Annotated in this window: 20 protein-coding genes and 1 pseudogene; 9 read left to right on the top strand and 12 right to left on the bottom strand. The window is 73.0% G+C overall.

All coding sequences use genetic code 11. From position 1 onward, the window contains the following. Genes trpA through trpC form a run of 3 tightly spaced genes read right to left on the bottom strand, consistent with a single transcriptional unit; the run spans position 1 to position 2880 of the window. Positions 1-804 (bottom strand): tryptophan synthase subunit alpha, encoded by an 804-nt coding sequence (gene trpA, locus AB0F98_RS14310; RefSeq protein WP_357734109.1) that lies wholly within the window; start codon positions 802-804, stop codon positions 1-3. Then, on the bottom strand, positions 804-2039 hold the full coding sequence (trpB, locus tag AB0F98_RS14305; RefSeq protein WP_357734106.1) for a tryptophan synthase subunit beta: 1236 nt from the start codon (positions 2037-2039) through the stop codon (positions 804-806). Before trpB ends, trpA begins: the two co-directional genes overlap by 1 nt. 37 nt (positions 2040-2076) lie before the next feature. Beyond that, the gene (gene trpC, locus AB0F98_RS14300) at positions 2077-2880 is read right to left on the bottom strand and encodes an indole-3-glycerol phosphate synthase TrpC (RefSeq protein ID WP_357734731.1); all 804 of its coding nucleotides are present in this window, start codon (positions 2878-2880) and stop codon (positions 2077-2079) included. Between the two features lie 473 nt (positions 2881-3353). Here trpC and AB0F98_RS14295 point away from each other — a divergent pair, with 473 nt between their 5' ends. After that, positions 3354-3620: a hypothetical protein gene (locus AB0F98_RS14295; protein ID WP_357734727.1), complete on the top strand. Its 267-nt coding sequence runs from the start codon at positions 3354-3356 to the stop codon at positions 3618-3620. On the opposite strand, the gene AB0F98_RS14290 is transcribed toward AB0F98_RS14295, so the two are convergent. The 4 genes and pseudogenes from AB0F98_RS14290 to AB0F98_RS14275 all read right to left on the bottom strand — a co-directional run. Beyond that, on the bottom strand, positions 3613-4194 hold the full coding sequence (locus AB0F98_RS14290; protein WP_357734103.1) for a Trp biosynthesis-associated membrane protein: 582 nt from the start codon (positions 4192-4194) through the stop codon (positions 3613-3615). The genes AB0F98_RS14295 and AB0F98_RS14290 overlap by 8 nt on opposite strands. Before the next feature lie 232 nt (positions 4195-4426). Beyond that, the gene (locus AB0F98_RS14285) at positions 4427-5980 is read right to left on the bottom strand and encodes an anthranilate synthase component I (protein ID WP_357734100.1); all 1554 of its coding nucleotides are present in this window, start codon (positions 5978-5980) and stop codon (positions 4427-4429) included. A 43-nt stretch (positions 5981-6023) separates the two neighbouring features. Continuing rightward, positions 6024-6455 (bottom strand): phosphoribosyl-AMP cyclohydrolase, encoded by a 432-nt coding sequence (gene hisI, locus AB0F98_RS14280; RefSeq protein WP_357734723.1) that lies wholly within the window; start codon positions 6453-6455, stop codon positions 6024-6026. Between the two features lie 180 nt (positions 6456-6635). Further along, positions 6636-7232: pseudogene (locus tag AB0F98_RS14275) on the bottom strand (phosphoribosyl-AMP cyclohydrolase); the annotation flags it as partial. Between the two features lie 297 nt (positions 7233-7529). Between AB0F98_RS14275 and AB0F98_RS14270 the strand changes: the two are divergent. The 3 genes from AB0F98_RS14270 (at position 7530) to AB0F98_RS14260 (ending at position 9716) form a co-directional block, all read left to right on the top strand. After that, complete coding sequence (locus AB0F98_RS14270; protein ID WP_357734097.1) at positions 7530-8282, top strand: ABC transporter ATP-binding protein; 753 nt, start codon at positions 7530-7532, stop codon at positions 8280-8282. Next, positions 8279-9034, top strand: coding sequence for an ABC transporter permease (locus AB0F98_RS14265; protein ID WP_357734094.1), 756 nt, complete (start codon positions 8279-8281; stop codon positions 9032-9034). Before AB0F98_RS14270 ends, AB0F98_RS14265 begins: the two co-directional genes overlap by 4 nt. An 82-nt stretch (positions 9035-9116) precedes the next feature. Next, the gene (locus tag AB0F98_RS14260) at positions 9117-9716 is read left to right on the top strand and encodes a TetR family transcriptional regulator (RefSeq protein WP_357734091.1); all 600 of its coding nucleotides are present in this window, start codon (positions 9117-9119) and stop codon (positions 9714-9716) included. Between the two features lie 58 nt (positions 9717-9774). Here AB0F98_RS14260 and AB0F98_RS14255 read toward each other — a convergent pair whose 3' ends face one another. Continuing rightward, positions 9775-13809, bottom strand: a complete 4035-nt coding sequence (locus AB0F98_RS14255) for a discoidin domain-containing protein (protein WP_357734087.1) — start codon at positions 13807-13809, stop codon at positions 9775-9777. Positions 13810-13958: 149 nt separating this feature from the next. Between AB0F98_RS14255 and AB0F98_RS14250 the strand changes: the two genes are divergently transcribed. Continuing rightward, entirely contained in the window at positions 13959-14933 is a 975-nt protein-coding gene (locus tag AB0F98_RS14250; RefSeq protein ID WP_357734720.1) for a LacI family DNA-binding transcriptional regulator, read from the top strand. Between the two features lie 92 nt (positions 14934-15025). On the opposite strand, the gene AB0F98_RS14245 is transcribed toward AB0F98_RS14250, so the two are convergent. Further along, the gene (locus AB0F98_RS14245; protein ID WP_357734084.1) at positions 15026-15769 is read right to left on the bottom strand and encodes a DUF2470 domain-containing protein; all 744 of its coding nucleotides are present in this window, start codon (positions 15767-15769) and stop codon (positions 15026-15028) included. Positions 15770-15838: 69 nt separating this feature from the next. On the opposite strand from AB0F98_RS14245, the gene rpsD reads away from it, so the two are divergent. Then, entirely contained in the window at positions 15839-16450 is a 612-nt protein-coding gene (gene rpsD, locus AB0F98_RS14240) for a 30S ribosomal protein S4 (protein WP_357734081.1), read from the top strand. A gap of 37 nt (positions 16451-16487) precedes the next feature. Here the strand turns inward: rpsD and AB0F98_RS14235 are convergent, their stop codons facing one another. Beyond that, a complete protein-coding gene (locus AB0F98_RS14235) occupies positions 16488-18284 on the bottom strand; it encodes an ABC transporter ATP-binding protein (protein WP_357734078.1) in 1797 nt (598 codons plus the stop codon). Next, positions 18281-20161, bottom strand: a complete 1881-nt coding sequence (locus tag AB0F98_RS14230; RefSeq protein ID WP_357734717.1) for an ABC transporter ATP-binding protein — start codon at positions 20159-20161, stop codon at positions 18281-18283. Before AB0F98_RS14230 ends, AB0F98_RS14235 begins: the two co-directional genes overlap by 4 nt. A 214-nt stretch (positions 20162-20375) precedes the next feature. Here AB0F98_RS14230 and AB0F98_RS14225 point away from each other — a divergent pair, with 214 nt between their 5' ends. The 3 genes from AB0F98_RS14225 (at position 20376) to AB0F98_RS14215 (ending at position 24024) form a co-directional block, all read left to right on the top strand. Beyond that, on the top strand, positions 20376-21005 hold the full coding sequence (locus tag AB0F98_RS14225; RefSeq protein WP_357734075.1) for a TIGR03085 family metal-binding protein: 630 nt from the start codon (positions 20376-20378) through the stop codon (positions 21003-21005). A 124-nt stretch (positions 21006-21129) separates the two neighbouring features. Then, complete coding sequence (locus AB0F98_RS14220) at positions 21130-22071, top strand: terpene synthase (protein ID WP_357734072.1); 942 nt, start codon at positions 21130-21132, stop codon at positions 22069-22071. 126 nt (positions 22072-22197) lie between these two features. Beyond that, positions 22198-24024, top strand: a complete 1827-nt coding sequence (locus AB0F98_RS14215) for a long-chain fatty acid--CoA ligase (protein WP_357734069.1) — start codon at positions 22198-22200, stop codon at positions 24022-24024. Positions 24025-24079: 55 nt separating this feature from the next. Here the strand turns inward: AB0F98_RS14215 and AB0F98_RS14210 are convergent, their stop codons facing one another. After that, positions 24080-25537 (bottom strand): PLP-dependent aminotransferase family protein, encoded by a 1458-nt coding sequence (locus AB0F98_RS14210; RefSeq protein WP_357734067.1) that lies wholly within the window; start codon positions 25535-25537, stop codon positions 24080-24082. Positions 25538-25555 lie beyond the last annotated feature (18 nt).

The following is a 25555-nucleotide window of genomic DNA, read 5'->3' as shown; positions in this document are numbered from 1 at the left end:
TCAGCGAACGGGGTTACGAACACCCTCGGCGAGTTCGGCGCTGAGCGTACGCAGCGCGGCCAGCCCGGCGTCGAGGTCGGGCGCGTCGAGCAGGCGGCGGATCAGGGCGCTGCCCACGATCACGCCGTCGGCGTACCCGCCCACCGTGCCGGCCTGCGCCCCGGTGCCCACGCCGAGGCCGACGCCGACCGGGATCTCGGTGACCTGCCGGACCCGGGAGACCAGGACCGGAGCCGCGTCGGAGGTCTGCGCCCGCGCTCCGGTGACCCCCATGATCGCCGTCGCGTAGACGAAGCCCCGGCAGTGCTCGACGGTCATCGCCAACCGCGCGTCGGTGGAGGACGGGGCGACCAGGAAGGTGCGGTCCAGCCCGTACGCGTCCGAGGCGGCCAGCCACTCGTCGGCCTCCTCCGGGATGAGGTCCGGAGTGATCAGGCCGGTGCCGCCGGCGGCGTCCAGGTCACGGGCGAACGCCTCGACCCCGTACCGCTCGATCGGGTTCCAGTAGGTCATGGTGACCACCGGCGCGCCGGTGGCTGAGACCGCCTCGATGATGCGCAACGTGTCGGCCGTGCGTACGCCGCCGGCGAGCGCGATGTCGCTGGCCTTCTGGATGACCGGGCCGTCCATCACCGGGTCGGAGTATGGAATCTCCACCTCGATCACGTCGACCCCGGCCTCGACCATCGCGGTCATCGCCGCGATGCTGCCCTCGACGGTGGGGAAACCGGCCGGCATGCAGCCGACCAGCAATGCCCGTCCCTCCGCCCGCGCCTTCTCGAAGGCGACACCGATCCGGCTCATCACTGCTCCTTGCCGAGAATGCCGAAGTACTCGCCGGCGGTGTGCACGTCCTTGTCGCCCCGGCCGGAGAGGTTGACCACGATGGTGGGCTCCCGGCCCAGCTCCGCCGCGAGCTTCGGGGCGATCGCGGCGGCACCGGCGAGAGCGTGGGAGCTCTCGATCGCCGGGATGATCCCCTCGGTGCGGCAGAGGAGTTCGAACGCGGCCATCGCCTCGACGTCGGTGACCGGCAGATAGCTGGCCCGGCCGGTGTCGTGCAGCCACGCGTGCTCCGGCCCGACGCCCGGGTAGTCCAGGCCGGCGGAGATCGAGTGCGACTCGACCGTCTGCCCGTCGGCGTCCTGGAGCACGTACGTGCGGGTGCCGTGCAGGACGCCGAGCGAGCCGCCGGTGATGCTGGCCGCGTGCCGGCCGGTCGCCAGCCCGTCGCCACCGGCCTCGAAGCCGTACAACCGCACGCCCGGGTCGCCGACGAAGGCGTGGAAGATGCCGAGGGCGTTGGAGCCGCCACCGACGCAGGCCGCCACGGCGTCGGGCAGCGCGCCGGTCTGGTCGAGGCACTGCTGGCGGGCCTCGTCACCGATGCCGCGGACGAAGTCGCGCACGAGGGCCGGGAACGGGTGCGGCCCGGCGGCCGTACCGATCAGGTAGTGGGTGCCGTCGACGTTGGCGACCCAGTCCCGCATCGCCTCGTTCATGGCGTCCTTGAGCGTCCGGGAACCGGTGGTGACCGGGATGACGGTGGCCCCGAGCATCCGCATCCGGGCCACGTTCAGCGCCTGCCGCTCGGTGTCGACCTCGCCCATGTAGACCACGCACTCCAGATCGAAGAGCGCGGCCGCGGTGGCGGTGGCCACCCCGTGCTGCCCGGCGCCGGTCTCCGCGATCACCCGGGTCTTGCCCATCCGCCGGGTCAGCAGCGCCTGGCCGAGCACGTTGCGGACCTTGTGCGCACCGGTGTGGTTCAGGTCCTCCCGCTTGAGCAGCACCCGGGCGCCCAGCTTGGCGGAGAGACGCTCGGCCGGGTAGAGCAGCGACGGGGTGCCGGCGTAGTCGCGCAGCAGCGCGGCGAACTCGGCCCGGAACGACTCGTCGGCCATGGCCGTGCGGTGCGCCTCGGTCAGCTCGTCGAGCGCGGCCACCAGGGCCTCGGGAACGAAGCGACCGCCGAAACGGCCGAAGTGACCGGCCGCATCGGGGTGGGAGCCGGTGCTGGCCAGCGTGTCGGCGCTCATGGCAAGATCCTCTCGGTGCTGGCGGGCCGGTGCGGAATCAGCGCACCGGACGGGGCGTGGCCGGGTGGTTGCCGGCGTTGACCAGCTCGGCGACCGCCTCCCGAGGGCTCTTCTGGGTGACCAGACCCTCGCCGACCAGGACCGCGTCGGCACCGGCGGAGGCGTACCGGATGAGGTCGTGCGGGCCACGCACGCCGGACTCGGCGATCTTCACGACGCTGCTGGGCAGGCCGGGCGCGATCCGCTCGAACACCGAACGGTCGACCTCAAGGGTACGCAGGTTGCGGGCATTGACCCCGATGACCTGGGCGCCCGCCTCCATCGCCCGGTCGGCCTCCTCCTCGTCGTGCACCTCGACCAGCGCGGTCATGCCGAGCGACTCGATCCGCTCCAGCAGCCCGACCAGGGCGTTCTGCTCCAACGCGGCGACGATCAGCAGCACCATGTCGGCGCCGTACGCCCGCGCCTCGTGCACCTGGTAGCTGGAGATCACGAAGTCCTTGCGCAGCACCGGGACCTGTACTGCCGCGCGGACCGCGGCGAGATCGTCCAGCGATCCGCCGAACCAGCGCCCCTCGGTCAGCACGCTGATCGCCCGTGCGCCACCGGCCGCGTAGTCGCCGGCCAGGTCCGCCGGGTCGGCGATCTCCGCGAGCTGTCCCTTCGACGGCGAGGAACGCTTCACCTCGGCGATCACCGCGACGCCGGGCCGGCGCAGGGCCGCGTACGCGTCCAGCGGTGGTGGCGCGGCGGCGGCCGACTCCCGGATCCGCTCCAGCGGAACCCGCTCCTGTCGGCGCGCGACGTCCTCGCGTACCCCCGCCAGGATCTCGTCGAGCACGCTTACGGACGCTGCCGAATCGGCCCCGTCCCCCTCCGCGTGCGCATGCTCAGCAGTCACCAACGGACTCCCCTCTCCGGGTGTCATGGGCCGATGCTAGGCGGCTCCACCTGGCACCGGACGGCGGGGGTATGGCGCTGCTCACGAAACGGCCTGCGGCATAATGGCCGACCTGCCGTGAAGGGGCTGTCACGCAGCGCCACCTCCATCGCCCGCCACCTCCGCGCCGGACCACCCGAATCGCATCGATGAGGACCCATCGGTTACAGCCGGAGACGACCCGGGGGATCGAGCCATGTTCATCGATCCTGTGAGGAAGCTCAAAGGCGACCGGCTCTGCCCTGGTCCCGACGCCGAACAGGCCGTTGATGCGACGGACACCACGGCGAAACGTGAGCCGGTGAGCATCGATGTCGGGCAGACTCGATAGCGCGCTGCCCCAACCCTCGCCAACATCCTCGTACGGGGTGACCATGAGCACTGCCGGCCCGAACCCGAACATCGGCCTGACCACCATCTCGCGGACCGTCGCGTCGCTCGCCGTCGGCGTGGTGCACACGCTGGAACGCGCGGTCGTCGGCGAGGCGCGGACCCGCACGGCCCGCGGCAACGCGTGGGAGGCGGTCTGCGCAGACCGGGCCCGCGCCGACCGGCGTGCCGAGCTGAACCGCCTCGTCGCCGAACTGGCCGCCACCGGCGCCGCCGCCCGTCAGCAGCGGGACCGGCAGCCGATCAGTTGACCGTCGGGTCCTCGCCCCGGTCCAACGCGTCCCACGCCTCCGTGGTGCGCCGGCCGGTGACCGGGCCGGCAGGACCAGACGGCGCGGGGCCGCCGCGCGCCGGTCGCTCGTAGCGGGCCCCCATCGCCGGCCAAGCCCGTCCGCGCAGCGCCGTCAGCAGTCCACCCGCACCCGCCAGCAGACCACCGACCAGGCAGAGCGCCGGCCACTGCCGGCTCACCGCCCCCTCGAACCCGGCCACGAGGCCGTAGCCGCCACCGATCGCGACCGCCAGCCCGAGCAGGGCAAGCAGGCCACCGAGGAGCTGACGTACGCGGCCCCGGGTGGCGAGCACCGCTCCCCCACCGGCCAGCCCGACCACCGCCAACGCGGGCAGCCACGGCAGCAGCGCGGTACCTGTGCGGGTCACCCGCTCCGGTGGCAGCGGCGACGGCCGTACGGTCAACTCGACCGACCACGTCCGGGTCGCCGCCCAGAGCGCCAGGCCCGCGCCGGCCAGGCTGAGCAGCACGGCGTAGGTCAACTCGCGCCGGCCGGCACCGGCCCGGGCGTCCCGCTCCACCTCCACGCTCACCGGACCCACCTTTCGTTCGCGACCGCGACCCTCCGCCGCGCCGCACTCCTCGCGCTCACCGGGCCACCCTTCCGTTCGCGACCGCGACCCTCCGCCGCGCCGCACTCCTCGCGCTCACCGGGCCACCCTTCCGTTCGCGACTGCGGGGCCCCGCCGCGCTGCACTCCTCGCGCTCACCAAGCCGGCCTTTCGTTCGCGACTGCGGGGCTCCGCTGCGCTGCACTCCTCGCGCTCACCGGGCCGGCCTCAGCGTCTCCGCCGCGGCGATGGCCGCGAGCACGGCGGCGGCCTTGTTCCGAGTCTCCTGGTCCTCGGCGCCCGGGTCGGAGTCGGCCACGACACCCGCACCGGCCTGCACGTACGCGCGGCCGGCCCGGATCAGCGCCGTCCGGATGGCGATGGCCATGTCCAGGTCCCCGCCGAAGCCGAAGTAGCCGACCGTGCCGCCGTAGACGCCACGCCGGACCGGTTCCAGCTCCTCGATGATCTCCATGGCTCGCACCTTCGGGGCACCGGAGAGGGTGCCGGCGGGAAACGTCGCGGCCAGGGCGTCGAACGCCGTCCGGTCCTCCCGCAGTGTGCCGACCACGGTGGAGACGATGTGCATGACGTGGCTGTACCGCTCGATGGTGGCGAACTCCGGCACCTCGACCGTGCCGGGCCGGCAGACCCGGCCCAGGTCGTTGCGGCCCAGGTCGACCAACATGACGTGCTCCGCCCGTTCCTTCGGGTCGGTGATCAGTTCGGCGGCGAGGCGGGCGTCCTCGGCCGGGCTCGCGCCGCGCGGACGGGTGCCGGCGATCGGGTGCAGCAGCGCACGCCGTCGGCCGCCGGCCTCGGTGGTCACCTTCAGGTGCGCCTCCGGGGAGGAGCCGACGATGTCGAAGCCGTCGAACCGCAGCAGGTACATGTACGGGCTCGGGTTGGTGGTGCGCAGTACCCGGTAGACGTCCAGCGGATCGGCGTGGGTGGGCCGCTCGAAGCGCTGCGACAGCACGATCTGGAAGCACTCGCCGGCCCGGATCGCCTCCTTGGCGACCTCCACGGCCTTCGGGTAGCCACCGTCGGGCGTCCGGCTGACCACGTCGCCCGCGGGCGGCCGGTCCACCGACGAGATCATCGGCGGGATCGGCCGGGACAGTGCCGTGGTCATCGCGTCGAGCCGACCCACCGCATGGTGGTACGCCGCGGCGACCAGCTCGTCCCGCGCCGGCTCGTCCAGCGGGGGCAGGAGCGCGTTGGCGACCAGGATCGCCGAGCCGTCGTAGTGGTCGAGCACCACCAGGTCGGTGGCGAGCATCATGCCCAGCTCCGGCACGCCCAGGTCGTCCTCGGTCCGCTCGGGCAGCCGCTCGAAGCGGCGTACGAGGTCGTAGCCGAGGTAGCCGACCATGCCCCCGGTGAGCGGCGGCATTCCGCTGGCCGGATCCCACGCCGGACCGGCGAGAGCCGCGACGGTCTCCCGCAGCACGTGGACCGGGTCACCGCCGGTGGGCAGCCCGGCCGGAGGCCGACCGAGCCAGACGGCCGCACCGTCCCGCTCGACGAGCGTGGCGCTGCTTCGTACGCCGATGAACGAGTACCGCGACCAGGTCATGCCGGCCGACCCGGCGCCCTGCTCGGCGGACTCCAGCAGGAACGTGCCCGGGCCACCGGCCAGCTTGCGGTAGACCCCGACGGGGGTCTCCGCGTCGGCCAGCAGCCGCCGGGTCACCGGCACAACCCGCCAGCGGGCCGCCAGCTCGGTGAAGGTCGCCTGGTCGGGGCTCACCGCGCCATCGGTCATGACCGCCGCCGCCTCCCGTTCGCCTGCCGGAACCCCGGCCTGCTCACGGCGCGTCCGCGCCGGTGACCGGCAGCTCGTCGAAGAAGCAGGTGCGGTGCCCGGTGTGGCAGGCCGCGCCGACCTGTTCCACGGTCACCAGCAGGGCGTCACCGTCGCAGTCGAGCGCCACCGAGCGGACGTACTGGTGGTGACCGGAGGTGGCCCCCTTGACCCAGTACTCCTGGCGGCTGCGCGACCAGTAGGTGGCCCGCCCGGTGGTGAGCGTGCGGTGCAGCGCCTCGTCGTCCATCCAGGCGACCATCAGCACCTCGCCGCTGTCGTGGTCGCGCACCACGGCCGCCACCAGCCCATCGGCGGTGCGCCGCAGACGCGCCGCGACGGCCGGGTCGAGCTGCGACGGACGGGCCGGGCCGGGCACCGGCGGCTCGCTCGCTGGGACGGGGGCGCCGGTCACGGGCGCGTCAGGTACGGGCACAGTCACCCATTCTCCCGCACGCGGCGCGGGGACCAGCGACGCCTCCCGCCGAGGTCGGAGCGGACCGTCCGACGCCCGGGTGAGCTGGGCGACGTAACGGTCCAGCCGGCCGTCGAGCAGCGCCTCGGCGAGGTCCGTCCCGGCGGCCTCGGCGATCCGTTCGGCGTACGGTCGGATCAGCGGCAGCGACCCGGTGACCAGCCGGACGGCCGCGGCCCAGAGCTGCCCGGGAGCACCCGGGCGCAGGCCGAGGCAGAGCAGCATGTCCTCCCGGTAGTCGGGCGGGGCGACCGGGAGGTTCAGGGCGGCCTCGACGGCGGCCCGGCGCGACGCGACGCGTACCGACGGGTTGGCCAGCCGTAGCACCGACGGGCAGAGCCGGGCCAGGTCTGCGGCGGCGAGGCGGACCCCGAGATGGTCCCCGGCGACCCGGGCCCCGGCCACCTTGCCGAGTGTGGCGATCAGCTCCTCCAGCTGCGGCTCACCGGCCGGCTGACAGAGCACCGGCAGATCGATCCGGCGTCGCCAGTAGGCGTCCGCCCAGAGCAGCCGGGCCGGCGTGAGGACCGGCAGCCCGAATGCCCAGTCGGGCGGTTCTCCGAGCCGGGCCACCCAGGAGCGGACGTCCCGGGCGGCCACCGAGACGTGCGTGAGCCGGCCGGCAGTCGGGGCCAGGTACGCCCGTCGCGCCGCGTACGGCGCGCCACCGACCAGCACGTCGAGGTCGACGTCGCTGTGCTCGGTGGCGGCCTGCCGGGCGTGGCTGCCGCGCAGCATGATCCCGACGACCGGCCGTTCGCCGAATTTCCGCAGCCGGGCCGCCCAGTCGTCGAGGAACCCGGCGTACGGCAACGGAGCGTGATCCACGCCCGCCATCGTGCCGTACCGGCGGTGTCCGATGCCGCACGTGGTGTCCGAATCAACGGTTCGATCGCCGGAAGAGTCCCTTCGCCGACGGGAGTCCACGGCTTCCGGGCCGCCGGATCGACCGCACCCGAAAGTCACCTGTTGCGCACGAGCGAACAATTCACCTAGCGTTGAGTTCAACACATGGTGAGTTTTTGGGGAGGGGCGATGGAAGATGCGATAGTGCTCCGCGACCTGGTCGTCGACCGGGGGCGGTGGCGCGTGCTGCACGGCATCAGCTGCGCGGTGCCGCGCGGCGTGGTCGCCGGGCTGTTGGGCCCGAGCGGGAGCGGCAAGACCACCCTCATGCGTGCCGTGGTCGGGGTGCAGGTGGTCCACGGCGGCACGGTGACGGTGCTGGGCCGTCCCGCCGGTGCGACCGACCTGCGCCGACGGGTCGGCTACCTGACCCAGGCCCCGAGTGTGTACGCCGACCTCACGGTGCGGGAGAACGCCCGCTACTTCGCCGCCCTGCACGGGCGCAGCCGGGCCGACGCCGACCGGGCGGTCGCGGACGTGGGGCTGGGCGCGGCGGCCGGACAACTGGTCGGCACGCTCTCCGGCGGACAGCGCAGTCGGGCCTCGCTCGCCTGCGCCCTGGTCGGCGAGCCGGAGCTGATCGTCCTCGACGAGCCGACCGTCGGCCAGGATCCGGTGCTCCGCGCCGACCTGTGGAGCCGCTTCCACGAGCTGGCGGCGAGCGGGGTGACACTGCTGGTGTCGAGCCACGTGATGGACGAGGCGGCCCGGTGCGACCGGCTGCTGCTCATCCGAGAGGGACGCCTGATCGCCGACGACACCCCGGACGCGGTCCGGGCCGCCGCCGGCGTGGCCGACCTCGACGAGGCGTTCCTGCGCCTGATCAGGGCGAGCGAGGCCGGCGCCGGGGTGCCGGCGGGCACCGGAGGGGAGACGGCGTGAACCCGCGGATCCTGGCGGTCACCACCGGCCGCATCCTGCGCCAGCTGCGCCACGACCGGCGTACGGTGGCGCTGCTGCTGGTGGTGCCGACGCTGCTGCTCACCCTCGTCTACTACATGTACGCCGACCAGCCCGCCCCGCCCGGCGGGGTGTCCACCTTCGACCGGATCGCGCTGGTCATGCTCGGCTTCTTCCCGTTCGTCATCATGTTCCTGGTGACCAGCATCGCCATGCTGCGCGAGCGCACGAACGGCACCTTGGAACGCCTGCTCACCACGCCGCTGGCCAGGGCCGACCTGCTCTTCGGCTACGGCATCGCGTTCGGGCTGGCCGGGGCGGTGCAGGCGACCGTCGCCGCGGCGCTGGCGTACTGGGTCTTCGACCTGGACACCGCGGGCGGCAGCCAGCTCGTGATCATGATCGCCGCGCTGAACGCGGTGCTCGCGGTCGCGCTCGGCCTGTTCTGCAGCGCCTTCGCCCGCACCGAGTTCCAGGCCGTACAGTTCATGCCGGTCGTGGTCGCCCCCCAACTGCTGCTCTGCGGGCTCTTCGTGCCCCGCGACGAGATGGCCGGATGGCTCCAGGCGGTCAGCGACGTACTGCCACTGTCGTACGCCGTCGAGGCGTTGCAGGAGGTCGGCGCGCACGCCGACCCGACCGGCACGATGTGGCGTGACCTGGCGGTGGTCGTCGGCGCGACGGTGCTCGCGCTGGCGCTCGCCGCGGCCACGCTGCGGCGGCGCAGCGGCTGACCGACCGGTCCCACTCGCCGGGCCGGGGGCCACGGTGGCCCGGCGGGTGGGGCGCAAGCGAGGAACGGAGTGAATGGCGGCGATGGCACGACGGACCGGCCGGCGGCCCGGCAACCCGGACACCCGGGAGGCGATCCTCTCCTCGGCGCGGTCCGCGTTCGCTGAGCGGGGCTTCGCCGCGGCCTCCATCCGGACCATCGCCGCCGCGGCCGGGGTGGACCCGGCGCTGGTCCACCACTACTTCGGCAGCAAGGACCAGCTCTTCCTGGCCGCGATGCAGGCGCCGGTCGACCCCCGCGAGCTGCTCCCGGGGGTGCTCGCCGGTGACCGCGACGGCATCGGCGAGCGTCTGGTGCGCACGTTCCTCGGCGTCTGGGACTCCCCGGCCGGCACCGCCGGAGTGGCGCTGATGCGCTCGGCGGTGAGCAACGAGTGGACGGCCCGCCTGCTGCGCGAGTTCGTCGTCACCCAGGTACTGCGCCGGGTGTTGGAGCACCTCGACATCGACCCGGCCGAGCTGCCGCTGCGCGGGTCGCTGGTCGCCACCCAGCTGGTCGGGCTGGCGATGATGCGGTACGTGATCCGGCTGGACCCGGTCGCCTCCGCCGACCCGGCGACCCTGGTCGCCGCCGTCGGCCCGACCGTCCAGCGCTACCTGGTCGGCGAGCTGACCACCGGGTAGGCCCCGCCGCGCCGACGGGTGCGCCGGTCGCCGGAGCGACGACCGGCGCACCGGAACGTCAGCCGGCCGAGTTGTAGGCCCGCGCCGAGACCTGCACGCGACCCCGCAGGTCCAGCCGCGCCGGCCAGGAGACCTCCACCCGGCGCGACTCACCCGGCAGGAGCCAGAAGTAGTTCTCGTCGTACCGGGCCGGCAGCACCCGATCGCCACGGGAGTCACGCACGCTCAGCCGGACCAGCGCGGCCACCGTGTCGCCCTCGTTGCGCACCGTCGTGGTGACCGTGACGCGCCCCCCGGTGGCGCGTACGCCGCCGGTCTCCGTCGACAGGCGTGTGCGCGCCAGGTCGTTGAGCGCGCGCATCTCCTCGGCCGCGCCGTAGCGCCAGTAGGTGTTCTCGGAGAGCAGCCGGCCGTGGCTGTCGCGCAGCTCCAGCCGCACGAGGTGCAGCCCGGCGCCGTCCGGCGCGGGCACCGTGAACGCCGCCGAGGTGGCGGAGGCGGCGACGTCCACCCGCTGACTCTGCGGCGTACCCAGTGACCGGCCCCGCAGGTCGTAGCGGCGGGCGGTGACGGTGGCGCCGGTGAGGGCCGTGGTGGTGTGGTTGACGGCCCGGACCCGCCAGGTGCCGGGGTCCGCCTGTACGTGCAGCGGCTCGCAGCCCTTCCGGGTGCCGAAGTAGGCACCGTTGACGTCCAGGTCGTAGTCGTACGTCTGCCAGACCGTGCTGTGCCAGGCCGGATGCGACATCCACAGCAGCAGTCCGGTGGCGTCCTGCCACAGGTTCGCGTTCCACGCCTCGAACATGGCGCGGTGGCTCTCGTAGTTGACGAACTGCGCCCGGGTGGCGAACTCCTCGATGGAGCCGGACTCGCCGAGCCGCGCGTCGATCGCGTCCTGGTACGTGCCGACGCGCTGATTGCCGACGGTCGACCAGTCGTGGTGGTTCCAGACCACGCTCGGCGGCCACTCCGGCTCGTCGCCGACGAGGTTGCGCATGCTCTCGACGACCGAGACCACCGGCATGCCGATCTCGGTGTGGAAGCCGAAGGAGTCAGCCTCGTAGATCTTGTTGTCGACGTACGTCGCCGGGTCGACCCAGTGGTACGGCCCCCGCCCACTGACGATGCCGCTCGCGGAGTTGGGGATGTAGAGGATCTCCGGGTGCTCGGCGGCGACCGCCTGCTTGAGTCCCGCGTCGACGATCGGCGGCGGGTCGCCCTCGTTGGCGCCGCACCAGACGACGATGCTCGGATGGTGGCGGTACCGCCGGATCGTGTCGGCGGCGATGTCGACGTAGCCGGGCGGGTTGGGCAGGAACTGGCCGGCCTGCCAGAAGTCGTTCCACACGAGGATGCCCTGCTCGTCGCAGGCCTGGTAGAGCTCCTCACGGTTGCTGCTGCCCAGCCAGTTGCGGATCATCGTGAAGTTCATGTCGCGGTGCATCTCGACGGTGTCGGCGAGCCGGTCGGGCAGCACCCGGCGCAGCAGCTCGTCCCAGCCCCAGTTACCACCGCGGGCGAAGATCGGCACGCCGTTCACACTGATCTTGAGTTCGGTGATCTTGTTGCTGACCGACTTGACGTCGGTCCACCGCTGCCCGTCGTCGGAGACCTGGATGACGAAGTCGCGGGCGTACGCCTGCTCCCAGACGATGGTCACCTGGTCGAAGGTGACCGGCTGAGCGAAGTCGACCTCGATCCACTGGCCGTCCTCCGCCTTCGACGCCCAGCGGGTACGCGGATTGCCGTCGACGGCCTGCTCGGGACCGGTGGAGTCGCTGTCGGCGGAGGAGGCCCGCACGGCGGCGTGCAGGGCGAGGTCGACGTCCGGTTCCGCCTGCCGCCGCACGGAGAGCGTCCACATCGACACGCCCCACGAGGTGGCCCGCGTACCCGCCTGAATGCGTAGGTGCCGGGCGGTTTGTTCGGGGAACGTCTCGACCTGGGTGGCCCGGCTGCCCAGCGGAGTCTCGTTGCTGACCGCCTTCACATCGGTGAAGGACTCCCCGTCGGCGGAGACCTGGACGCGGTAGTCGAGGGCGTACGCCTGTTCCCAGACGATCGTGACCCGGTCGAAGTCGACCGCCGCGCCGAGGTCGACCTGGATGTACTGGTCGTCCTCGTACGTCGAGGCCCAGCGGGTGCGGGGATCGCCGTCGACGGCGTTGCCGGGCACGTTGGTGTCGTTCTCCGAGCCGGAGGCGGTGGCGGCCTTTCCTCGGGCCAGGTCGGGGCCGTCGCCGTCGGCCACCGACAGCGACCACATCGAGACGCCCCACCCGGTGGCGCGCCGACCCGCCTGGATGCGGACGTGCCGGGCGTGCCGGCGGTCGAAGGTGACGGTCTGCGTCGCCGCTCCGTCGACGAAGTCCAGCGGGGGCGTGGCGGCGGGTGAGATCTGGATCGGCTGGTGCCAGTCGTAGCCGAACTCGCGGATACCGAAGCGGACGGCACGGCGGTCGCTGACCTTCCGAGCGACGGTGGCGGTGAGCTTCAGGTCGTAGAGGTGTGGCTCGCCGTAGCCGTTGGGCCACCAGAGCTGGGGGTTGCGCAGCCGCAGCGCGTGGAAGCGCTCCGGAGTGAACTCGACGGTGGTGTCCCCGCCGGCGGGTACGGTCACCGTGGTCTCGACCTTGACCTTGTCGAACTCCGCGCGGACGGTCACGGTGGTGGCCGTGGCGGCCGCGTTGCGTACCGGTACGGCGATGGTGACCTCGGCGGTGCCGGTACCCGGCAGGTCCGGCAGCGTGGTCTTGACGTACGGGTCGCCGAGGACGGCCGCCCCGGTGCTGCGCAGCCGGACGTGGTTCCAGATGCCGGTGACCCGGTCACGGACCGCGGGCATCCAGTCCCAGCCGGAGACGGCGAGGTAGGTGGGCGCGTCGAGGTAGTGGTGGGCCGACTGGAGGAAGGTCCGCCCGTCGGCGCCCTTGTCGCCCGGAGTTCCCGGGTGCGGCATCGGGGTCACCTGGACGGCGACGACGTGCTCGGTGTGACCGGCGAGGGCGTGGGTGACGTCGAGGGCCACCCGGGCGAACGGGTGCTTGACGTCGCCCACCCGCTTCCCGTTGACCCAGACGACGGCCTCGTGGTTGACGCCGTCGAACTCGAGCCACACGTGGCGGCCGGCCGAGGTGTCCAGCCCTCGGGGCAGCCGCAGCGCCCGGCGGTACCACCACGCGTGCCGGGAGAGCGCCTCGGGGATGCGCATGTTGTTGAAGCCGGAGACCGGGTCGGGCAGGTGTCCCCGCTCGACGAGGGTGCCCAGCACGGTGCCGGGCACGGTGGCGGGCAACCAGTCCCGCACGTCGACCCCACCGGTGGACAGTTCCGCGCCGTCGGTGGTGCCGGCGAAGTCGTCCATCGTCAGCGACCAGCCGGACTCCACCGGCACGGTGCCGTCGGCGGCGACCTTCAGCTCGGGCGCGGGCCGGGTGTTGCCCCCCGCCCAGTCGGTCCAGCCCTCGACGGGCGGGCGGGCGGCGAGGGCGGTGCCGTAGACCTGGAACCCGTTGAGACCGACCGGGTTGCCGTTCGACCGCTTCGTAGCGGTCATCCGGATCCATCGCGCGGTGGCCGGCTCCGGAAGCCGGATCGCCTGGACCCCGCCCTGTCCCTCGGTGGTCTCGTACACGGTCCGCCAGGTCTGCCCGTCGGAGGAGACCTCGAGCCGGTAGGCCACCGCGACGCTGGAGAGGATCTCGTCGCCGTCGGTGTCGGTGTAGTTGCCGTCGAACGGTCCGTCGGCGAGCGTGGCCTCGAAGACCAGCGTCACCGCTTCGATCCGGCAGGGCGCCTCGAGGTCGACGGAGATCCACTGTGGGTCACCGGCGGCGGCCCGCCAGCCGCTGCCGCGTACCCCGACCTGCGGTAGTCCGTCCACGGCGAACGAACCCGGCGTGGGCGCGTAGTCGGTCGACGAGACGCGCACCGGCCGGTACCGGGCCAGGTCGGTGGTCTCGGTTCCGTGCGGCGGCCCGGCGGGCGCGGCGGAGGCGGCCTCGGGCAGCACGACGGCCACGCCGACCGAGGCGAGCAGCGTGGCGCCGGTGGACAGGAAGGTTCGCCGCGACATGGACGCGGACTCGGACATGACGCCTCCCAGGCTGACAACGTTGTCAGATCTTCGCGGTGAAAGATCAAACGTGTCAAGGAGTTGTTCCAGGCTTGATCCATCCGTCGCCCGGGGGCGGTAAGGTCTCGCAGGTGACCAGCGCTCCCAGCCGTACGAAGCGACCCACCATGGTGGACGTGGCCGCCCTCGCCGGCGTGAGCGTGAAGACGGTCTCCCGGGTCGTCAACAACGCGCCCTACGTGCAGCCGGAGGTGGCGCAGCGGGTCCTCGCCGCGGTCGCCGAGCTCGGTTTCCGTCGTAACCACCTGGCCAGCTCGCTCCGCTCCGGCCAGGCCACGGCGACGATCGGGCTGCTCATCGAGGAGATCGCCAACCCGTTCTACGCCACCATCGCCGGCGCCGTGGCCGAGGTCGCCTCGGAGCACGACACGATGCTGCTCATCGCCAGCTCGGAGGAGAACCCGGCCCGGGAGCAGCAGTTGCTGCGCGATCTGTGCGCCCGCCAGGTGGACGGCCTGCTCGTCGTACCCGCCGGCGAGGACCACGCGTTCCTGCGCAGCGAGGTGGAACGCGGCACCCCGGCGGTGTTCCTCGACCGACCGGCCGGCGGGTTGCCGGCCGACACGGTGCTGATCGACAACCGGGGCGGGGCCCACGCCGGCGTCCGGCAACTGGTCGAGCTCGGCCACCGCCGGGTCGGCATCCTGCTCGACTCGACCGCCATCTACACCATGCGGGAACGGCTGGCCGGCGCGCGGGACGCGCTCGCCGCGGCCGGGTTGGCGGACGACCGCCTGATCCGCTACGGCATCCGGGACCCGGAGACGGCCGCCAGCGTCGTCGGTGACCTGCTCGACGAGCCCGACCCGCCGACCGCCTTCTTCGCCCTCAACAACCGCATCTCGCTCGGCGCGGTCGAGGAGCTGCACCGCCGAGGCAGCGACGCCGCCCTGCTCGGGTTCGACGACTTCGACCTGTCCCGGCTGCTGCCCTACCCGTTCACCGTGGTCGCCTACGACACCCGCACGCTCGCGCGGACGGCCGCCGAGTTGCTGTTCCGCCGGATCAAGGGCGACCGCTCCGCACCTCGCGACCTGCTGATCCCCACCGAGCTCGTCAACCGGGGCCTGCCCCGGCACTGAGCCCCACGGCGGTTCTCCTTCGCACCGGCGGCCGGTGCTCGGCCCGCGACGGTTCCCCTCGGCGGCTGCGGCTCGGCGCGCGGGGCCGTGGTTCAGCCGGCGGCGGCGCGCGGGCAGATCATCGGGTGCAGCAGCCGGACCAACTCGGCGTGATCGGCCACCGGAGCCGGGAAGGCCAGCCGCACCCGCCGCCGGGCCCCCGGCCCGCCGAGGACCACGACGAGGCCGTACCGGTCCATCCGCACCACCCGCGGCGCGTCGGCCGGGTCGTCGGCGGTCAGCCCGAACTGCCGACGCAGGTACGCGGTCACCTCGGCGCCGTGATGGTCGGTCAGGTCGGCCAGCAACTCGGCCTCGACCGGGTGCAGCGGGTCGGGCTCGGCCTCGGCGTACACCTCCGGGTCGATACGCCGGACGCTGTCGTCGCGTTCCCAGCGGACCTCGGCCACCTCGAAGCGGAACAACCGGAACCGCCGGCCGAGATCGAGCAGGTCACCTGTCGGCTCCACGGCGGCGAAGTCCTGCGCCGCGGCGCGGGCCTGCCCGCCGTCGAGTTCGACCGCCCAGCCGGAGACCCAGGCCCGGCCGAGCGAGGGTGCGCCCGCGGCGGGCGGCAGGTCGAGCACGTCGAGCACGATCGCCACGTCCTGGTCGCCCTCGGCCGGCCGCAGCGCCGCGGCGAGGTCGCTGACCACCGGCACCAACAGCAACACGCGCCCCTCCGGGTCCGTCACGTGCCGCACGTGGTGCGGGCCGGGCCGGTGCGCCAGGTGGACGAGGCCGGGGAGCCGGCCCGCGACGAGGGTGCGGACGATCTCCGCGGGGCTGGGTCCCATGGCGCGACCTCCTTAGTAGGTTAGCCTTACCTAACTAGCACCATAGAGCACCTGATCGGAGACGTCCACGTGAACCAAGCCCGGCCCAAGGCCCGGCTCTCCCGCGCCCTCGGCATCCCCCTCACCACCAAGTGCGTCCGCTACGTCGAACGCCGCCCCTACCCGCCCGGCGTACACGGGCGGCAGCGCCGCAAGACGTCGGACTACCAGGTACGGCTGCTGGAGAAGCAGCGCCTGCGCCACCAGTACAACGTCAGCGAGACTCAGCTGCGCCGCACCTTCGACGAGGCCGCCCGGGGCACGGGCAAGACCGGCGAACGCCTGGTCGCGCTCCTGGAGCGCCGCCTCGACGCCGTGGTCCACCGCGCCGGCCTGGCCCGCACCATCTACCAGGCACGCCAGCTGGTCGCCCACGGCCACATCACCGTCGACGGGCAGAAGGTCGACCGCCCCTCCTACCGCCTGCGCCCCGGGCAGGTGGTGGGGGTCCGGGAGCGCAGCCGGGAGCGGTTGCCGTTCCAGGCCGCCGCCACCGGCGCGAACCGCGGGGACGGCCCGGGCCAGCCGTACCTGGACGTGGACCTGGCCGGCCTGCGGGCGACCCTGCTGCGCGAACCGACCCGCAACGAGGTGCCGGTGATCTGCGACGAGCAACTCATCGTGGAGTACTACTCCCGCTGACCCCACCGTCCCGGCACGATCGGCACCCGTGCCGGGATCAGCGGGTCTGCTCCAGCCAGGAGGCGTAGAGCAGGCCGTAGGTCGACTCGGGGTCGCGGACCAACTCGTCGTGCGGGCCACGCTGCACGATCCGGCCCCGGTCGACCACGATCACCTCGTCCGCGGCCTGCGCGGTCGAGAGCCGGTGCGCGATGGCGAGCGTGGTCCGGCCCCGGGTCACCGCGTCCAGGGTGCGTTGCAGGCGTACCTCGGTGGCCGGGTCGACGGCGCTGGTCGCCTCGTCGAGCACCAGCAGGTCCGGATCGGCCACGTAGGCGCGGGCCAGCGCCACCAACTGCCGCTCCCCCACACTCAGTGCCTCGCCGCGCTCGCCGACCGGCGTGTCCAGCCCGGCGGGCAGCCCGTCCAGCCAGTCCGCCAGGCCCAGTTCGGTGAAGGCCGCCGCGAGCTGCTCGTCGGTGAGCTCCGGACGGGCGAACCGGACGTTCTCCCCCACCGTGGCGTCGAAGAGGAACCCGTCCTGCGGCACCATCACCACCCGGGCCCGCAGCGAGGCGAACCGCACCTCGTTCAGCGGCACCCCGGAGAGCAGCACCGCGCCGTCGGTCGGGTCCATCAGCCGGGTGAGCAGCTTGGCGAACGTGGTCTTGCCGCTGCCGGTCTCGCCGACCACCGCCACCCGGCTCTTCGCCGGGATCTCCACGTCGATGTCGTGCAGCACCCGCGCGCCGCCCGGGTACGCGAAGCCCACCTCGGCGAAGCGGATGTCCAGCGGGCCCGACGGCAGTTCCCGCCCCTGCTCACCGGGGTCGGCCACGTCCGGCGCCACGTCGAGGACGTTCAGCACCCGCCGCCAGCCGGCGATGGCGTTCTGCGCCTCGTTGAGCACCTCGGTGGCGATCTGCACCGGCTGGATGAAGAGGGTGACCAGGAAGAGGAACGCGGTCAGCTGGCCGATGCTGAGCGTGCCCCCGACGCCGAGGACCACCCCGAGCGCCACCACGCCGGCCAGCGCCAGCCCGGCCGCCAACTCCCCGACCGAGCTGCCCATGATGCTGATCCGGATGGCCCGCTGCTGTGCCCGGCGCTGGCCGTCGATCGCCTCGTCGAGACGACGCGCGGTACGTCCCGCGATGCCGTACGCGCGGATCACCGGCGCGCCGACCACGCTCTCCCCGATCGCGCCCAGCAGCGCCCCGGTGCGCTGCCGGACGATGCCGTACGCGGAGCCGAGGCGACGCTGCAACGACCGGATCACGAAGATCGCGGGCAGGAAGGCGGCGAAGACCATCAACGTCAGCTGCCAGGAGTACGCCAGCATCACGATCGTGGTCACCACCAGCTGACCAAGGTTGACCAGCAGGATCACCCCGCCCCACTGGAGGAACTGGGTGATCTGGTCGACGTCGCTGGTGACCCGCGAGACCAGCGAGCCACGCCGTTCGGACTGCTGGTGCAGCATCGACAGGTCGTGCACGTGCCGGAACGCCCGGATCCGGACGTTCGCCAGCGCGGTCTCGCTGACCGTGAACAGGCGGCGCATCATCAGGTAGCCGCAGAGCGTGGTCACCACCAGGATGGCGGCGGCGACCGCCACCACCGTCCAGACCACGTCCAGGTCGAGCCCGCCGACGATGCCGTTGTCGATGCCCTGCTGCACGGCCACCGGCACGGCGACGCGGCCGACCATGTAGACCAGGGCGAGGGCGAGCGTGCCGAGCAGCCCGGTACGCAGCTCCGGGGAGAGCGCCAGGCCGCGCCGCAGAGTCTGCCAGGTCGTCTCGGTCGGCTCGGGCGCCTCCGCCTCCCGCTGCGCTGCACTCCTCGCGCTCACCGGTCCACCTCGATTTCCAGGCCCGAGTGCAGCGGATCCGCCTCGGGGTCGTACGGCTGCTCCTGGGTGCGTTCCACCTCGGCCTGCTCGTACGCGGTGACCAGGTCCGTGTAGCCGGGCACGGTGGCGAGCAGCTCGGTGTGGCTGCCCCGCGCCACCACGCGGCCCTGCTCGACGTAGATCACCTCATCGGCCAGCGCGATGGTCGCCCGCCGGTACGCGACCACGAGGATCGAGGCGGGAGCGCCCCCGGCCCGGTCGGCGGACCGCAACCCGGCCAGGATGGCGGCCTCCACTCGCGGGTCGACCGCGCTGGTGGCGTCGTCGAGCACGAGCAGCCGCGGCCGGCCCGCGAGGGCACGCGCCAGGGTGAGCCGCTGCCGCTGCCCACCGGAGAGCGAGGTGCCCCGCTCCCCGACCATGGTGTCCAGCCCGTCGGGCAGCGCGGCCACGAAACCGTCCGCCTCCGCCAGCCGCAGCGCGGCCCACACGTCGTCGTCGCTGACGCCCGCCCGGTCCAGCGCGATGTTGGCCCGGACGGTGTCGTCGAAGATGAACGGCACCTGGGCGACCAGCGCCGCGGTGCGGGCCAACGACGCGCCGGTCAGTTCGCGTACGTCCACACCGTCCAGGGTGACCGTGCCGGAGCGCGGATCCACCAGCCGTACGGCCAGCGAGGCGATCGTCGACTTGCCGGCACCCGTCGGCCCGACCAGGGCCACGGTCTTTCCGGGCGGCACGGTGAAGGAGACCTCGCCGAGCACCTCGGCGCCGGGCAGGTGCGCCTCGGCCGGCTCGTACGCGAAGGACACGTCGCGGAAGCTGAGTGTGGCGGGCGCCGGGTCGGCCGGATCGAGTTCGCGGTCGCCGTACGGCATCTCGCCGGTCGCGTCGAGCACCCGGCGCAGCCGGTCCCAGCCTGCGACGCTGCGCGGCAGTTCGGCGAGCACCCAGCCGATCGCCCGCACCGGAAAGGCCAGCACGGTGAAGAGGAACGCCACGCTGACCAGGTCGGCGACACCGATCGCGCCCTGCCGGAGCCGGAACGTGCCGACCACCAGGACGGCGAGGGTGCCGAGGCTGGGCAGGGTCTCCAGCATCGGGTCGAAGACGCCGCGCAGCCGGCCCACCGAGATGAGCGAGTCCCGCAGCTCGCCGGCCCGGCCGGCGAATCGGCTGGTCTCCTGCGCCTCCCGCCCCATCGTCTTCACCACGAGCGCGCCGTCGAAGCTCTCGTGCGCGATCCCGCTGACCTCGGCCCGCAGCCGCTGGGCGCGCGCCTGCCGGGGTGCCATCCGGCGGGAGTAGACCACGTTCAGCACGAACAGCGCCGGGAACACGGCGAGCCCGACCAGGGCGAGCGCCCAGTCGGTGACGAAGAGCGAGGCGACCGCGCCGACCAGCATGACCAGCGTGCCCACCGCGAACGGCAGGGGCGCGATCGGGTACCAGGCGGCCTCGACGTCGGAGTTCGCGTTCGAGAGCAGTGTGCCGGTGGAGTTGCGGTGGTGCCAGGCCAGCGGCAGCTCCAGGTAACGGCGGGTGACCCGGCGGCGGTACGCGGCCTGGAGCCGGTACTGCATGTAGCCGGCGCCGAGCCGGCGTCCGAAGATGCCCACCACCCGCAGCACGCTGATCCCGAACAGCGCCACCGCGGCCAGCGCCAGGGTGCCCCCGGCGACCGAACCGCGTTCGATCGACGGTACGACCACGTCCCCGACCACCGCGCCGACCACGTACGCGCTGGCGATCACCATGGATCCGAAGAGCACGCTGCCGGCGACCGCGACCGTGAAGATCCGTGGCTGCTCCCGGATCGCCCGCCCGAGAACCGCCAATCCCCGACCGACCACGTCCCGACTCGTACTGCTCGCCACGTTCTCCCCCGCCGTGAGCCGCAATTATCTCCCCCATCCTTACCGGTCCGGAGGTGGCCCCGCCGTCCGCCCGGATATGTCGACGGTCACGTGACGACCTCGTATCGGATCGTGCCGGGTCCGGCACGGTGCGCGATCCCGGCCCTCTTCGCCGACGTGCGCAGCTGCCGGCGGCGGGCGCGCCGGAGGCCGCGCGGCGGCTTACCATCTGGTCATGCCCCGGTACGCCCGGGCCGAGCGCGACGCGCTGGCCGATCTCATGCTGACCCTGGGGCCGGACGCGCCCACCGTGAACGAGGGCTGGTCGACCCGCGATCTGGCCGCGCACCTGGTCGTGCGGGAACGCCGGCCGGACGCCGCCGGCGGCATCATGCTCCCGCCGCTGCGCGACTACGGTGAACGGGTCCGCCGACGCGTCGCCGCGCGCCCCTTCGCCGAGCTGGTGGCCCAGGTGCGCAGGCCGCCGATCTGGAGCCCGGTCAGCAACCCGCTCACCGACGAGCTGGCCAACACGATGGAGTTCTTCATCCACCACGAGGACGTGCGGCGGGGCGGAGCAGACTGGTCGCCTCGCGACCTCCCCGCCGGGTTGCGGTCCGCGCTGTGGCGGCGGGCCGGGCCGCTGGCCCGGCTGGCGCTGCGCCGGTTTCCGGCGGACGTCTACGTGCAGGCGCCCGGTCACGGGCAACTCTCGGTCGGCCGGGGCGGCGAGCAGCTGCGGCTGGTCGCGGCGCCCGGCGAACTCACGCTGTTCCTTTCCGGACGGCAGCGGGTGGCCCGGGTGCAGTTGGACGGCCCGAGAGAGTTGGTGCAGCGGCTTCGCGGCGCCGACCTGGGGATATGACTGACTGCACATAATCGGTCACTCACAGACCGTCCCGCGATGTGCACCCAACGAACCGAACCGATCTCTGCTCCCGTACGCTTTCCCGCGTCGTTCGCTCCGCAACAGCGCGACTGGGGGCACCATGCGGACCTTTGCAGTCTCGGCGCTGCGGGAACCCCCCTTTCCCGCACGGCGCCATGACGCCACCGATCGGCTGGCCGGGGAGAGCACGACCTGGGCGCTGAGCTTCGGGCTGATCGATTCCGGACACCGGATGAGCCGGCTGCGCCGGGCCGACGCTGCCGGGCTGGCCGGGCGGGCGGCCCCCGACGGGCCGGTCGACGAGGTCCGCCTGCTGACCGACCTGATCTCCTGGTTGTTCGTCATGGACGACGCCTGCGACGAGGACGGCCTCGGCGCCGCACCGACCCGGCTCGCGCCGGTCGTGGCGGACCTGCTCGATGTGCTCGACCGGCACGGCGACGGTCCGGGCACGCCGGACGACGGCCCGCTCGGCGGCGCGCTGCACGACCTCTGCCGCCGGGTACGCGCCCGCGGACGCTCGGCCCTGCTGCTGCGCTTCGTGAGCCGGGTACGGGACTACCTGCTCGCGCTGCTGTGGGAAGCGAGCAACCGGGAGCACGGGCGGGCTCCCGGGGTGGCCGAGTACGTGCAGATGCGCCGGCACACCGGCGGGGTGCACCCCAGCTTCGCGCTGACCGACCTCGCCCTGGCCGGCCTGCCCGGCGCCGCGACGAGAACCGAGCCGACGGTGCTCGCCGTCGACACCCTCGCGGCGGACCTGGTCTGCTGGTGCAACGACGTCTTCTCCTACTCGAAGGAACGCACCGACCCGGACGGGCACAACCTGGTGACGGTGATCGCCCGCGAGTCCGGCCACGACGAGGCCGCGGCGCTACGGGCGGCCGCGGAGCGGTTCAACGACACGCTGTCGGCGTACCTGACGGCGGAGGCGAAGCTCCTCGCGGAGGGCGACCCGACGGTCCACCCGGTGCTCGCCGCGCGGCGCAACTGGATCCGCGCCACCTACGACTGGTCGCTCGTCGCCGCCCGGTACGCCTGAACGGCCGCTCCGGCTGCCCTGTCGGACGATCACCGGGGGTAGCCCCGGCCGGGGTGCCACGCATACCCTTCGGTAACCACCATGACGTGACGCCCGTCACGCCACACCCCCGAAGGCGGCACAGCGATGGCTCTCGATGTACCGTACCGCTCCATCCCCGACATGTTCCTCAAGCGCGTGGCGGCGACCCCCGACCGCCAGGCTTTCGCCCACCCCGCGGCCGACGACTCCGGCCCCGTCTGGCTGACCTGGGCCCAGGTGGGGCGGCGCGCCAAGGCGATCGCCGCTGGGCTGCACGGCCTCGGCGTCGGCTTGGAGAACCCGGTGGCGATCCTGGCCAACACCCGGATCGAGTGGGTGCTGGCGGATTTCGGGATCATGTGCGCCGGCGGTGCGACGACGACTGTCTATCCCACCACCGAGCCGGCGGACGCGACCTACATCGTCGCCGACTCGGGCTCGCGGGTGCTCTTCGCGGAGAACCCGGCGCAGGCCGCCAAGATCGCCGGGGCCGACCTGCCCGCGCTGACCCACGTGGTGCTCTTCGACGGCACGCCGGACCCGGCCGCCGCCCTCCCTCAGCTCACCCTCGCCGATCTGGAGGAGCGCGGCGAGCGAGCCCTCGCCGCCGAGCCGGACCTGATCGACATGATCGTCGCCGGCATCGGCCCGGACCACCTGGCCACCCTCATCTACACCTCGGGCACCACCGGTCGGCCGAAGGGCGTCGAGCTGCTGCACGGCGGCTGGTGCTGGGAGGGCGTGGCGCAGGCCAACCTGGGGCTGCTGCGCGAGGACGACCTCCAGTACCTCTGGCTGCCGCTGTCGCACTCGTTCGGCAAGACCCTGCTCTGCGGCGCCACCCACGTCGGCCTGCCGACGTACGTGGACGGTCGGGTGGACAAGCTGGTCGACCTGCTCGGCGTGATCCGGCCGTCGCTCATGTGCGGCGCACCGCGCGTCTTCGAGAAGGTCTACAACAAGTCGGTGACCACCGCGCAGAGCGGCGGCGGCGCGAAGGCGAAGATCTTCGCCTGGGCGGTCGAGGTCGGCAAGCGCAAGGTCGCCCTGGAGCAGGCCGGCAGCCCGGTTCCGGCCGGGCTGAAGCTGCGTTACCGGGTGGCCGAGAAGCTGGTGTTCAGCAAGCTCCAGGCCCGACTCGGTGGGCGGATCCGCGTACTGGTCTCCGGCGCCGCGCCGCTCAGCCCGGAGATCGCCACGTTCTTCGCCGCCGCCAACCTGCCGATCTCCGAGGGCTACGGTCTGACCGAGACCAGCGCGGGCAACTTCGTCAACCCGCCGGACGGGCTGCGCATCGGTACCGTCGGCAAGGCGATGGGCGACCTGGAGTGCCGGATCGACACCGACGGGGAGATCCTGGTGCGCGGCCGGCCGGTGATGCGCGGCTACCACAACCTGCCCGAGGAGACCGCGGCGGCGTTCACCGAGGACGGCTTCTTCCGCACCGGTGACATCGGCACCCTGGACGCCCAGGGCTACCTGCGGATCACCGACCGGAAGAAGGACCTGGTCAAGACCTCCGGCGGGAAGTACATCGCCCCCTCACACATCGAGGGGATGTTCAAGGCGATCTGCCCGTACACCTCGCAGGCGGTCGTGATCGGCCAGGCCCGCAACTACTGCACCATGTTGGTCACGCTGGACGCCGACGCGATCAAGGGTTGGGCGGCCGGCACCGAGCTGGCGGGACGCGACTACGCAGAGATCGTGGCCGCACCGCAGGCGCAGGCGATGGTCGAGGAGTACGTGGCCCAGCTCAACAGCAGGCTCAACCGCTGGGAGACCATCAAGAAGGTCAGCATCCTGCCGCGGGACCTGACCATCGAGGACGGCGAGATCACCCCGTCGCTGAAGATCAAGCGTCGCGGCGTGGAGACGAACTTCGCCGCCGAGATCGACAAGATGTACGCGGGTACGCTCGCCGAGCTTTGAACCGATCGCCGCCGGCCCTCCTTCCCGCACCTGCGGCCGGGGGGCCCGCGGCGGTTCAGGCGATGACCGCCGGCTCCCGCCACTGTGGACGGGCGGCGCGATCCAGGTCGTAGCGGACGGCGGCGATCCGGCCGACCGCGTCGACGAGCTCGGCCGCCGGCAGGGTGAACGGAAGCCGGAGGAACCGCTCCAGGGTGCCGTCCAGACCGAACCGGGGACCCGGCGCCAGCCGTACGCCGACCTCCTCAGCGGCCCGGGCCAGGGCGCTGGAGATCGGCCCGTCGAGCTCCGCCCAGAGCGTCACCCCGCCGCGCGGCACGGTGACCCGCCAGTCCGGCAACCGCTCGGCGAGCACGCCGAGGAGGGCGTCACGCTGGACGGTGAGCTGCGCCCGGCGTTCCGCGACGATCGCCGGCGCCTCGGCCAGCAGGTGCACCGCCACCAGTTGGTCCAGCACCGGGCTGGCCATGTCCACGCCGACGCGTGCCGCGGCCAGACGCTGCACCTGCGGGGCGGAGGCGCGCACCCAGCCGATCCGCAGACCACCCCAGTACGGCTTGCTCATCCCGCCGATCGAGATCACCCGGGAGTGCCGGTCGAACGTCGCCACCGGAGGCGGCAGCGGCGTGCCGTCCAGCGGCAGGTCCACGAAGGACTCGTCGACCACCAGGTCGGTGCCGGCGGCATGGGCGGCGGCCACCACCCGCTCCCGCAGGTCGGCCGCCATCAGGTGGCCGGTCGGGTTCTGAAACTCCGGGATGAGGTACGCCAGCTTCGGCCGGCCCTGGCGGATGCTGCCGAGCAGCAGGTCCGCGTCCCAGCCGGCGCCGTCCGAGGCGAGCCCGTGGGTGGCGATCCGGGCCCGGCGGGCGGCGAGCGCGGCCAGCGCGTTCGGGTAGGTGGGCGACTCGACCAGCACGCCGGCGCCGGGCGAGACGGCGAGCCGCAGCACCAGATCGAGGGCGTGCTGGGTGCCGCTGGTGACCATGATCTGGTCGGCCGAGGTCGGCAGGCCCCGATCGGTGTAGCCGCGGGCGACCGCCTCGCGCAGCTCGACGATCCCCGTCGGGTGGTACCCGGCCCCACCGAGGTAGCGGGGCAGGTCCTCGGCGGCGGCCCGGGCGGCCGGCACCAGCTCCGCCGGCGCGGCCAGCGCGGCGACCCCGAGGTCGATCATGTCGACGTCGTCCTGCGGCGTCCACAACCCGGTGCTGGTCACCCGGTGGTTGCCGGGAAGCATGGTCCAGCTGCCCGCCCCCCGCCGGCTGGCCAGGTGCCCGCTCTCCCGCAACTGCCGGTAGGCGGCGGTGACGGTGGTCCGGCTGATCCTCAGCGCCTGGGCCAACTCCCGTTCGGCGGGCAGGCGTACGCCCAGCGGCAGTCGGCCGTCGGCGAGCAGTCCGCGGACCGCACCGGCGAGCGCGGCGTAGTCGGGGCTGCGGCGACGACCGGGCAGCGAATGCCACTGCCCGAGCAGTCGGGCCAATTGGACTCCTCGAACCTGACTCGTCATGGCCACCTCCCCGAGATT

It is taken from the genome of Micromonospora sp. NPDC023737 (assembly GCF_040639715.1).
GTDB lineage: Bacteria > Actinomycetota > Actinomycetes > Mycobacteriales > Micromonosporaceae > Micromonospora.
The sequence above is the reverse complement of the archived record's forward strand: the minus strand, read 5'-3'. Positions and strand labels throughout refer to the sequence as shown.

Excerpts from the sequence above, each read along its gene's own strand:
- trpA (WP_357734109.1), bottom strand. The coding sequence starts at position 804 with ATGAGCCGGATCGGTGTCGCCTTCGAGAAGGCGCGGGCGGAGGGACGG.
- trpB (WP_357734106.1), bottom strand. The coding sequence starts at position 2,039 with ATGAGCGCCGACACGCTGGCCAGCACCGGCTCCCACCCCGATGCGGCC.
- AB0F98_RS14295 (WP_357734727.1), top strand. The coding sequence starts at position 3,354 with ATGAGCACTGCCGGCCCGAACCCGAACATCGGCCTGACCACCATCTCG.
- AB0F98_RS14285 (WP_357734100.1), bottom strand. The coding sequence starts at position 5,980 with ATGACCGATGGCGCGGTGAGCCCCGACCAGGCGACCTTCACCGAGCTG.
- AB0F98_RS14270 (WP_357734097.1), top strand. The coding sequence starts at position 7,530 with ATGGAAGATGCGATAGTGCTCCGCGACCTGGTCGTCGACCGGGGGCGG.
- AB0F98_RS14260 (WP_357734091.1), top strand. The coding sequence starts at position 9,117 with ATGGCACGACGGACCGGCCGGCGGCCCGGCAACCCGGACACCCGGGAG.
- AB0F98_RS14255 (WP_357734087.1), bottom strand. The coding sequence starts at position 13,809 with ATGTCCGAGTCCGCGTCCATGTCGCGGCGAACCTTCCTGTCCACCGGC.
- AB0F98_RS14250 (WP_357734720.1), top strand. The coding sequence starts at position 13,959 with ATGGTGGACGTGGCCGCCCTCGCCGGCGTGAGCGTGAAGACGGTCTCC.
- AB0F98_RS14245 (WP_357734084.1), bottom strand. The coding sequence starts at position 15,769 with ATGGGACCCAGCCCCGCGGAGATCGTCCGCACCCTCGTCGCGGGCCGG.
- AB0F98_RS14225 (WP_357734075.1), top strand. The coding sequence starts at position 20,376 with ATGCCCCGGTACGCCCGGGCCGAGCGCGACGCGCTGGCCGATCTCATG.
- AB0F98_RS14220 (WP_357734072.1), top strand. The coding sequence starts at position 21,130 with ATGCGGACCTTTGCAGTCTCGGCGCTGCGGGAACCCCCCTTTCCCGCA.
- AB0F98_RS14215 (WP_357734069.1), top strand. The coding sequence starts at position 22,198 with ATGGCTCTCGATGTACCGTACCGCTCCATCCCCGACATGTTCCTCAAG.
- AB0F98_RS14210 (WP_357734067.1), bottom strand. The coding sequence starts at position 25,537 with ATGACGAGTCAGGTTCGAGGAGTCCAATTGGCCCGACTGCTCGGGCAG.